This is a genomic window from uncultured Gimesia sp., assembly GCF_937919775.1.
Lineage (GTDB): Bacteria > Planctomycetota > Planctomycetia > Planctomycetales > Planctomycetaceae > Gimesia.
In genome coordinates this window covers 1-9,441 of the sequence record NZ_CALFPF010000805.1, presented here as the reverse complement: position 1 = coordinate 9,441, position 9,441 = coordinate 1, and the positions used below count along the sequence as shown (strand labels likewise).

Here is a 9,441-nt window from a genome sequence, read left to right as displayed (position 1 = left end):
TTGCCGGAACAAAACCGGGCCAGGCGATGTTAACTTTATGATCAGCGCAATCACCAGAAAAACGGGAGACAACATCACTAACGCCAGACCGCTCAACAGGACATCCAGCGGGCGTTTCAAAATATATCCCGTTTTTTCGACAGCATCAGCTGCACGTCGATCATCTTCGATCAAATGGGGATCAAAGTGTGGCCTCCCCTGTCGGGAAGTTTGCGTATGGCTGGATTTTTGCGACAGGTTCAGATCGTCCATGATAGTCACTCATTGTATTTGAATTGATTGAATAGAGAACTTTTACCTCAGGCAGCCTTGCGCGTCACTGTTTGAAATTCAACAGAACTGTTAATTCCTAACTCTGAATAACCGGGTGCGTGGTCAAAAGTCTCATCAATGAAGGTTCGTTGCCAAAGCTCAAATGCCAACAGTGCACGAATCGCACGCGTATGATTGACTTTGTCTGACAGATGTTCCTGAATCATCTGCTTCACGCTCTCTGCTTGAAAGAGACCTCTTTCCAGCGATCTAGGCGAAAGCAGCACTTCGTTTACAAATGGAGATAATTCTCGTTTAAACCATTCCCCGATCGGAACGGTAAACATCTGCTTTTTACGGTAAATGATATTGGCGGGAAGAATTTTCTCGCATGCTTTTTTCAAAATCGATTTTGTCACGCCATTGCGAAGTTTGAGTGCACCCGGAATTCGAAAAGCCAGATCCACCATGCGATAATCTAAATACGGAGCACGTGGTTCGAGGGACACCGCCATTGCCATTTTATCGGGTTTCACCAGATTGTTTCCCGGCAATAACAGCCTGGTATCAAGCGCTAACGCCTGACTGATCGGATCCAGGTGACGAAACTCTTTCAGGTGCGATGTCGCAAAGCGGGAAGCGTCGAATTCTCCCAGTTTCATTTTAGATTCCGATGAATACAATGCCCGCTTTGCTTCCGGCTGCAACAAACTGATGGCATTGATGTAGGCGGATTCGATTTGCTCTCGTGGCAGCGTGAGATCCTGATTCGCAAAAAAGTTCCGATGCACATCATAACCTGCAAATAATTCATCTCCGCCATCTCCGGTCAAAACGACTTTCACGGATTTTCTGGCGAGATGGCTGACTCGATACGTTGGCATGAAGGAAACGTCTCCATGCGGCTGGTCATTGTGATAAACGGTTAAGGGCCAGGTCTCTGTCAGATTGGGGTTCAAGACTTCGCACGTATGGCTGGTCTTGAACTGCTCTGCCACTTCCCGTGCATATTGTGATTCATCAAAGCGAGGATCATCAAATCCGATACAAAATGTCTGGACGGGGTGCGGCAATTCCTGACTCATCAGAGCAACGACAGAAGAACTGTCGATGCCTCCCGACAGGAAGGCCCCTAAGGGAACATCTGCCCGTAAACGAATTTTGACAGCAGCCTGCAACGTGTCAATAATTTCTTCACACCAGGCATCTTCAGACCGACATTCGACAGGTTTTTCCGCCAGATTCCACCAGCGTTTGACAGCAACGCCTTGAGGGCTGATTTTCAGCATGTGTCCGGGCATCAGATGATTGACATTTTTAAAGAGTGTCACGGGCGGCGGCACGAAATTATAGGTGAGATAAGCATCAAAGCCTTCCCAGTTCATCTCTGCTTCCACGCCCATCGCGAACAGAGATTTGATCTCTGAAGCAAACAGGAATCGCTTTCCATCATCATACAGATAGAGCGGTTTTTGCCCGATCCGATCGCGATACAGCAAAAGCGAGTGTTTCCGCAGATCAAGAATGGCGATGGCAAACATGCCGTTGAGTTGTTTGACAAAATCTTCGCCATCACGTTCATAGAGCCGTAATATGACTTCCGTATCACAGTTCGTGCGGCACCCCAGTCCTTTTGCGAGTTCCTTGAAGTTATAGATTTCTCCATTCTGAACGACGATAATTTGCCGATCATCGGAAAACATGGGCTGGTGGCCGCCTGAAAGATCCAAAATGGACAGCCGCTGATTCCCTACCAGCATCCCCGCTGTCTCATAAAAGCCCCGATCATCGGGCCCCCGATGGACCATTCTCTGGCACGCCCGTTCTGCTAAAGCCCTGCCAAACGGACGATTCTCACGATCATACCCACCAATAATTCCACACATTGCGGTTCCTTCCATCCCCCTCGCACAACCATGTTCTGCAAGGAAACATTTTCACGAAAGAGAAAAACATCAGCCTGATTCACAAGAGGAGACCGAAATTCTATCTCATAAACGTCCTGGCTCAAGTTCTATTTAATTTCGATGACTTCAAACTGTAGCGACTTCTCTTACTATTTTCCGGCAATGATTTTCTCAACCCGATACTCGCGAATCCATCAAATCCAGTCATCACCACGGAAGGCGATCTTTAAAAAGAAAGGAAGTTTTGAATAATCTGTAATCCAACAGGACCACTTTTTTCCGGGTGAAACTGACATCCGATAATATTCTCACGCTGCACAGCAGCACAAACCTGTCGCCCATCATAGTCACAGTCAGCCAGACGATGCTGATCGTTCGTCGGTACAGCCATGAATGAATGCACAAAATACACAGTAGAACCTTCAGGTATCGAATCTAAAACGGTTTTTCCCCAGCTCTCACATTTCCCGGAAGTCAATTCATTCCAGCCAATGTGCGGAATTTTATGAGGAGCCCCGTCAATGCCCGTCTCTGGGATGCCGACCACGTTACCCGGTATCAGCCCCAATCCATCCCAATTCCCAAATTCTTCACTCGAATCAAGGAGTAACTGCATCCCCAGACAGATTCCCAGCAGCGGCTTTCCCGATGCGGCGTAAGCTAAAATCGGTTCGATCATTTCCCGATTCTTGAGTTCCCGCATACTATCAGAAAATGCACCCACTCCCGGCAAAACGAGACGCTCTGCTCCCAGAATGGCATTCGCTGATTCCGCAATGGACACCTCGGCATCGCAATGTTCAAACGCACGCACGACATTGAGAAGATTTCCCGCGCCGTAATCAATGATGACAACTTTCTCAGTCATACGCGTCTCACATGCATGTGTTCCACCAGCGCTGCTTCCCGGATCTCAGGCAGCGACATCCGGTCATAGTGTAATATATCTGCCATCGCAACGGCGTCGGCTTTTCCCAGACGGACGACATTAAACAGGTCCTGCACAGAGCCCATTCCACCGCTGGCGATCACGGGAACGGGAACCATTTCCGACACGGACTGAGTCAGCTCAAGATCAAAGCCATTCCGTGTGCCTTCCTGATCAATCGATGTCAGCAGTATTTCACCCGCGCCAAGTTCTACCGCCTGTTGTATCCATTCATGAACATCCAGGCCGCTCCGCTCGCGACCGTTGTCTGTAAACGCATCCCACTTGCCTTCGGATACCTTTTTGGCTTCGATCGAAAGCACCATGCACTGTGAACCAAAGCGATTTGATACTTCCCTGATCAATTCTGGACGAGCAATCGCGGCAGTATTGATGGCAACCTTGTCCGCACCAGAGCGTAAGAGACGCTGGACATCCTCCACGGAGCGAACCCCCCCCCCCCACGGTTATCGGAACAAAGACATTCCTGGCAGTTCGACTGATCAGTTCAGAGAGATTATTGCGACCATACAGGCTGGCTACAACATCCATGTAAATTAACTCATCTGCGCCCGCTTCATAATATTTAACGGCATACTCCTGCGGATCGCCTATCACGCGCAACCCTTCCAGATGAACACCTTTGATCAAGTTTTTTCCTTTGATGTCCAGCCGTGGAATCAATCGAATATTACTCATGCCGCCATAGAACCCTGCTCGGCTTCCTCATCGTAAACGGCATGCCGCAGCGCCCATTGCCCGTTTACCTTGTTCCAGATATGTTCTGCCCGCCAACTGTCAATGATTTCATGAAACTCCCCTTCGGTCATTTCGCAGAATTCAAGAAACAACTGAAAATACTTTTGCGGAAATTCCCCGTCATATCTTTTCACAAGTGCACAACCCTCTTCGCGATCGATTTTTCCATCACGGATTTCATGCGCTGTATCAGATGTCGTCCGACCAATTCCAAATTTGATATAAGCCAGATAATAGTGGTAACCATCAACTTTATCATCCAGGCTGGCATACTTGGAATACGTACCTTCGGAACGTTCGGGATTGGGTTCCAGTCCGGTATGTTCGCGACAGTAATAATAGTTCTCCTGGGGATCCCAGTTCTTGTAGTATCCAAAGAAATGAATCTCGGTCTCATTTTTCAGAATATCCTGATACTTCGGAGCCATAAATGGTGCGAGATCAGCTCGAGAGAGACCATGCTGCTCCCAGAATTCCGGAGGGAGTCCGGAAAAGTAATGCGAATCATGATCGGCGATTTCACGTGTGGGACGAAAGGCATTTTTCATGTCTCCGCCATACTCAACCTCACCATTTTCGCCATACATGATCAGTGAAACATTATGCTGAACCGCCATTTTCAGTGGAAAATTCGTCTGACCGTAAATAAATGGCTGAAAAGGATCGCCCATATGCTTAAAGGAGAGATGGGTCAATTTCCTGGTCACAATACCATTGGGCTTTCCAAATACGTTATCAAAACCGGCATCAATGAAGGAATCGAGATTCTTTCGACCCAGTTCTGTTGAGATCAGCGGCGCCCATGTCACCGTTAATGGATTCATTCCATATTTATATTTTAACTGGTGTGCCACCAGGCTTCCATCTTTTCCACCGCTGCAAGGCACGATGACGTCGTAACTTCCGTCTGACTTACGATGACGATCACATAATTCCAACAGTTCTTTTTCGCGCTGATCCCAGTCAAATTCAGACTTTTTAATTTTTGCAAAATTACAGGCACTGCAGACACCATTTTCATCAAAGGTGATCCGAGGCCGCTGATTCGAAATCGTACATTTTCGACAGAACTTCACCTGTGCGGGAAGCTTATACAGTTTCTGTACATCTCGTTTTTCAATCATTGATCACTCGCTAAGAACGGAAGACAGGTCAAGTAACAATCTTTGAAGAGCGTATTCTGCATCAAAGATTGAACAATTATGATTCGCTGGTCTTTTGACTTTTATCGTGCAGACAGCAGAAATCTAAAGTGGCGGGGATTGTAGAAAAAATAATTCATCATTGAAATAGGAGTTTTGGCAAGCGTAAAACCTTGCTGCCAACACATTTTCCAACCAGATGAACCAGAACCACGAAACAGCCGAGAGAAGATCGCTGCTGCTGCCTAATCAACTGCAGTCAAATGGTTTAAGAAGAGAATCGCCGTAAAATCACGCGGTTTCGTTTTAACCCAAAGCTAAACCACTCTCTTGTGTCGGCAGCGAAAATTTCTGTAGTTCCTGCACCACTTCTGCCACCCGTTCCACAATCAGTGAAAACATCTGGGTCCCTTTCTCTGCCGATGCCAGATCGGGTCGGCCTGTTGCCCCATTTTGTGTTCGCTGATACATGTCGTTACATAAATAAACGCCGTCTACCATATCAGGCGCATAATCGTCGAAGTTTTCGATTTTTGATTTGCGGACCAGTTCCGGACGCAGATGCATGATCAGCGATGTTTCTGCTTCGCAGGCATGACCGACGGTTTTGCACTTCCCTTCCATCAGGGAGGCAATCTCGTTTTCCGCAATCGACCAGTACGAAGCCGCCATCAATTGACAGTTTCGATAATTGACCTGCAGACGTCTTAACGAAATCTGCATCGGGCCGATATTTCCTCCGTGGCCGTTTAAGATCAGGACACGGCGAAACCCATCGTCCAGCAGCGATTCACAAATCTCACACAGTAACGTTTCATAGTTTTCCACACGAGAAGTCAACGTCGCGCCCCAGCGCAGATGATGCTGGCTGGCACCTAACCAGAGTGTGGGCAGCAACAAGACCGATTCCTTCAGACGCTGCTCGACTTGTTCGGCGATTGCCGTGCAAATAATTTCATCCGTTGCTGTCGGCATATGCGGACCATGTTGTTCAACGGCCGCAATCGGCAGCACAACCAGTGTTTCCTCGCGCGAAACATTCTTGAGTTCCAGCGCAGTCATTTCAGCATATTTCATCGAAATTTTACTCGCTTAAATCAGTATTTTTTTTGTGCCGCCCGTGGATCACATTCCAAAAGGTCAGCGGTACTTCTGTCGAATCCTGTCGGCGGACTTTCGTCAAAAAGCTGACAATCAGGCCGATAATCATTGTCAAACCGAATCCGATCGGCCAGAACCAGACCGAAAACCAGTCAGAGGCACCATACATTAACGAAATGGTAATCACCGCGCCGGAAAGAGTCCCGACCATGACCCCCGCCGTCGTTGTATTTTTAAAAAACAAAGCCAGAATAAACACCGCCAGCAAAGGGCCGCCAAAGCCGGCTGTGACTTTTTTCCCGATCGCAAACACGTCGCCCATCTCTCCCACGTTGCAAGCCAGGACGACTGAAAGGACACCAATGAATACGACCAGTGCGCGATCCTGAAAGACTTCCGTTTTATTGTTTTCCGGCTTTAAGTGCGCAAAGTGACGGTCTCGAAAATCGACCATTAAAGCAGTCGTCACCGAATGGATTCCCGAATCGATACTGGACATCACTGCCGCCATCAACGCGACTAAAAACAGTCCCACGAGTCCCGGAGGAAAATGCAAACGCACATATTGTGGCAAAGCCTGATCCTGCAGTTTCAACGCCTGAATATCTGCGGCAACATACTCGGGATACGATTTGTAGTACTCGGGAACAGACATCGCATTCCCGCCCCCCTCTGCGGCAACGCGCCAGTCTGGTAATTCCCCATTGAGTTCCGTCGCCAGCACCGAAATCATCTCTTCCGGAAACTGGTTGTAATGTGCATAGAGACTGACACCAATCGCCAGCAGGCCGGGCACGACAGTCCACATGCCGATGATGTTAATCATGAATCCGATTTGTGAGGTTCTCTCGGATCGTGCGGCGATATATCGCTGCACGGCAACCTGATCGGCACCAAAGGCAGACAGCGCTTCCAGAAACAGTCCGATCAACACGGCCCAGCTCCCATATTCCAGCGTGAGCGAAGGCGTGAAATCAACCAGCAGATTACTGCGGCCTTCAAAATAAGTCGAAACCACACCCGAAATCCCGGAATCCGTTTGAGCGAGAATTAAACCCAGGGTCAATAAAATGGTCAGAGTGAAGATAAAGAACTGCAAAACATCAGTCCACATCACGGCCCGCAGACCACCTAACATGGTGTAAAAAATGGAAACGATTCCCAGGACAACAATTACTGTCACTTGCGAGACCTGCATCACGTTTGCGAGCACAACAGAAGCAGCATAAGTGGCAGACGCCATCCAGCCAATTCGTAACAGAATAAACAAACCGCTGGCCAGAGAGCGTACAGAGACGTGATAACGGCGTTCCAGATACTCATACGCGGTCTGACAATTCAGTCGTGCATAAACGGGAATAAACACCCACAACACCAGCGGTGCCATCAGGGATATCGCGATCAAAAACAGACTGATTCTCAGGCTGCTCCCATACGCAATCGAGGGATACATCACAAAACTGTTGGCGGAAAACAGGGTCGCCATCACACTCAACCCGACGGGCAGCCAGCCCATCGAATTGCCGGCAGCAAAAAATTCCTGCCGCGACTGATTGCGACCAAAATAAATCCCCAGCGCAATGGAGACCAACAGGTAAATCAGAATAACGACGTAGTCCAGTGTATGCATCTTGCAATCAGTTCTTTTTTAGTTCGAAACACAGCTCAACGAATCATTTCGTGGTGCTGAGAAAATGGATCAGGGAAGCAGCAGCCCCCCTTTAATGCGTTGCAGTTTCATCAAACCGAAACGCGGGTTTGTCCGTAAATGTCGTCGACGTAATCGTGGGACAGATCCGTTTTTCGATATGTTCTACCACCAGTTCCGTGCCACGAAAATGACTGATCGGCGGATCATTCTGCTGAAACAGGGAATCGGTCAGATCTCGGCAGAGGACCGCATTTTTCCCCTGATACACCATCTGTCGTAAACCAAAAGGGCGCCCGCAGACACACAAGTTCGTATGTACGCCCATTAACACCACATTTTGAATGCCCCGCTCTTCCAGCATGTTATAGACTTCCTGTCCGTTATCACTGATGGCATCTTGCGCGGCGATCTCAATCGTTTTGATCTGACGGGTCCAGGGAATTTTCTCCCCTTTCCAGTGCCGTAAGCCTGTTTCATCGGGAACCCAGCCTTGACAGGGAATTTTACAACCACAGCCGCCTGCTCTGACAAAACCTAAAGGCTGCCCCTCTTTTTCGTCGTTCCAGTATTTCCATTGAAAGTCGAGCGGCGCTTTCACCAGCGGAGAATCAATGGCGCGTTGTCGTTGTGGCGTTCCGTCATAAAAATTCATACGACCACTGGGAGCATGGATAATGAAAACACCTTTCTCACGCGCCGCTTTCAGCGTTTCATTCATCGCGGGTGCCATCTCGGCGACCCGTTTGGCCGCCTGCTTGCAGGTATGATCGTCCCACATATCACAGACGATGATCGCTGTCTCTGCCGGCTTCCAAGATGCGGCTTCCTGCACAGGGCGAAATTGTCCCGATTTGTCTTTGATCCGTTTTTTTAAGGTCGCCGGAATCACTTTGGTCTGTGGTGTCTTTTCCGCCAAACTCAGTTCAGCGATTCCGACCACAAATACAAAAAGTGAGAGCGCACCTGCAACCAGTTTTAGATTAGAATGGAACCACCAGCGCTGCATGTCATTTCCTTCGATTCTGCGAACAGATAAGAGACAATTCGGGAGACCAATAGTGAGCGATATCCATGATATCAAAACACGGACATATAAAAAGGAAACCTAAGAAATCTCCGGCATTTTCTTTCCAAAGTTTGTTACAATTGTCGCAATACCGGAAAAATGGACAAAAGAGCAGAAAGTAATTGAAATACTGTTAGAATTTGAGGGAAGCGGATTCGTTCCCGCCTCGCTTCTACACCACGATTAAGGATTAAAGATTAAATATGACAACGGCAGTCTGTTTTCACTGTGGCCATTTAAAATTTGGTTCGTTTAAAATTTGCGAGCACTGCCAGGCCAGACCTTGCACTGACGATGAGTTAATTGTCTCTCTGGCGATGAGCGATCATTACTTTGATCAGAAGAGTATGGAATTAATGGGGGATTACATACGAGAGCACGGTCATCCTCCCAAGCTTGATCCCAATTCAGAGAAAACCTTTCGCAGAAATTTTGAAGAAGTGAAAGCATCGGGGGTACTGGATCAACTGTTTCAAGATCGCGATGATTCATAATACGACTCTGGTCCCAAAATAAATCTCGAAAGAGACAGAACGTTAAGAAAATTCTAACATGACGTTTTCCAAATGGTCTGTAATCACAGGAATTGTTTTTTCAGCCACACTGGCGGTGGGCAGCACATATTTTTTCACTCG

8 protein-coding genes and 1 pseudogene are annotated in these 9,441 nt (G+C 48.0%); 1 reads left to right on the top strand and 8 read right to left on the bottom strand.

Annotation, left to right across the window (positions count from 1 at the left end; all coding sequences use genetic code 11):
* From Q0294_RS23020 to Q0294_RS22985, 8 genes and pseudogenes are all read right to left on the bottom strand, one after another.
* Positions 1-252 (bottom strand): sugar transferase (locus Q0294_RS23020; RefSeq protein WP_299470168.1); only part of this gene is annotated, 252 nt, incomplete at its 3' end.
* Positions 253-299: 47 nt separating this feature from the next.
* Complete coding sequence (gene asnB / locus Q0294_RS23015) at positions 300-2,138, bottom strand: asparagine synthase (glutamine-hydrolyzing) (protein WP_299470166.1); 1,839 nt, start codon at positions 2,136-2,138, stop codon at positions 300-302.
* Positions 2,139-2,385: 247 nt separating this feature from the next.
* The gene (gene hisH, locus Q0294_RS23010) at positions 2,386-3,027 is read right to left on the bottom strand and encodes an imidazole glycerol phosphate synthase subunit HisH (protein WP_299470164.1); all 642 of its coding nucleotides are present in this window, start codon (positions 3,025-3,027) and stop codon (positions 2,386-2,388) included.
* A pseudogene (locus tag Q0294_RS23005) lies at positions 3,024-3,786 on the bottom strand (imidazole glycerol phosphate synthase cyclase subunit). Before Q0294_RS23005 ends, hisH begins: the two are co-directional and overlap by 4 nt.
* Positions 3,783-4,967, bottom strand: coding sequence for an N-acetyl sugar amidotransferase (locus tag Q0294_RS23000; RefSeq protein WP_366918008.1), 1,185 nt, complete (start codon positions 4,965-4,967; stop codon positions 3,783-3,785). The pseudogene Q0294_RS23005 and the gene Q0294_RS23000 overlap by 4 nt, the downstream one beginning before the upstream one ends.
* Positions 4,968-5,294: 327 nt before the next feature.
* Positions 5,295-6,065 carry a creatininase family protein gene (locus Q0294_RS22995; protein WP_299470160.1) on the bottom strand — a complete coding sequence of 257 codons (771 nt, stop codon included), beginning with the start codon at positions 6,063-6,065 and terminating at the stop codon, positions 5,295-5,297.
* 7 nt (positions 6,066-6,072) lie between these two features.
* Positions 6,073-7,719: a hypothetical protein gene (locus tag Q0294_RS22990; protein ID WP_299470158.1), complete on the bottom strand. Its 1,647-nt coding sequence runs from the start codon at positions 7,717-7,719 to the stop codon at positions 6,073-6,075.
* Positions 7,720-7,810: 91 nt separating this feature from the next.
* Positions 7,811-8,746, bottom strand: coding sequence for a hypothetical protein (locus Q0294_RS22985; RefSeq protein WP_299470156.1), 936 nt, complete (start codon positions 8,744-8,746; stop codon positions 7,811-7,813).
* Positions 8,747-9,009: 263 nt separating this feature from the next.
* Between Q0294_RS22985 and Q0294_RS22980 the strand changes: the two genes are divergently transcribed.
* On the top strand, positions 9,010-9,300 hold the full coding sequence (locus tag Q0294_RS22980) for a hypothetical protein (protein ID WP_299470154.1): 291 nt from the start codon (positions 9,010-9,012) through the stop codon (positions 9,298-9,300).
* Positions 9,301-9,441: the final 141 nt, after the last annotated feature.

Excerpts from the sequence above, each read along its gene's own strand:
- hisH (WP_299470164.1), bottom strand. The coding sequence starts at position 3,027 with ATGACTGAGAAAGTTGTCATCATTGATTACGGCGCGGGAAATCTTCTC.
- Q0294_RS22985 (WP_299470156.1), bottom strand. The coding sequence starts at position 8,746 with ATGCAGCGCTGGTGGTTCCATTCTAATCTAAAACTGGTTGCAGGTGCG.
- Q0294_RS22980 (WP_299470154.1), top strand. The coding sequence starts at position 9,010 with ATGACAACGGCAGTCTGTTTTCACTGTGGCCATTTAAAATTTGGTTCG.
- asnB (WP_299470166.1), bottom strand. The coding sequence starts at position 2,138 with ATGTGTGGAATTATTGGTGGGTATGATCGTGAGAATCGTCCGTTTGGC.
- Q0294_RS22995 (WP_299470160.1), bottom strand. The coding sequence starts at position 6,065 with ATGAAATATGCTGAAATGACTGCGCTGGAACTCAAGAATGTTTCGCGC.
- Q0294_RS22990 (WP_299470158.1), bottom strand. The coding sequence starts at position 7,719 with ATGCATACACTGGACTACGTCGTTATTCTGATTTACCTGTTGGTCTCC.